The sequence below is a fragment of the Enterobacter cloacae complex sp.6700776 genome (assembly GCF_048284255.1).
Lineage (GTDB): Bacteria > Pseudomonadota > Gammaproteobacteria > Enterobacterales > Enterobacteriaceae > Enterobacter > Enterobacter intestinihominis.
Genome location: NZ_JBLVYK010000278.1, coordinates 1 through 272 on the forward strand (window position 1 = coordinate 1; position 272 = coordinate 272).

The following is a 272-nucleotide window of genomic DNA, read 5'->3' on the forward strand; positions in this document are numbered from 1 at the left end:
GTGGGTTCTGGCTTTTCGGGAAAACGGGATCACCACGATGGAACAGGTTAACGCAGGAATGCGCGTAGCCCGTCGGCAGAATCGACCATTTCTGCCATCACCCGGGCAGTTTGTTGCATGGTGCCGGGAAGAAGCATCCGTTACCGCCGGACTGCCAAACGTCAGCGAGCTGGTTGATATGGTTTACGAGTATTGCCGGAAGCGAGGCCTGTATCCGGATGCGGAGTCTTATCCGTGGAAATCAAACGCGCACTACTGGCTGGTTACCAACC

1 protein-coding gene is annotated in these 272 nt (G+C 55.9%); it reads left to right on the forward strand.

What is annotated here, in order from left to right:
• A partial coding sequence (locus tag ACNQ0T_RS24245; RefSeq protein ID WP_417930501.1) for a replication protein P occupies positions 1 to 272 on the forward strand: 272 nt, incomplete at both ends.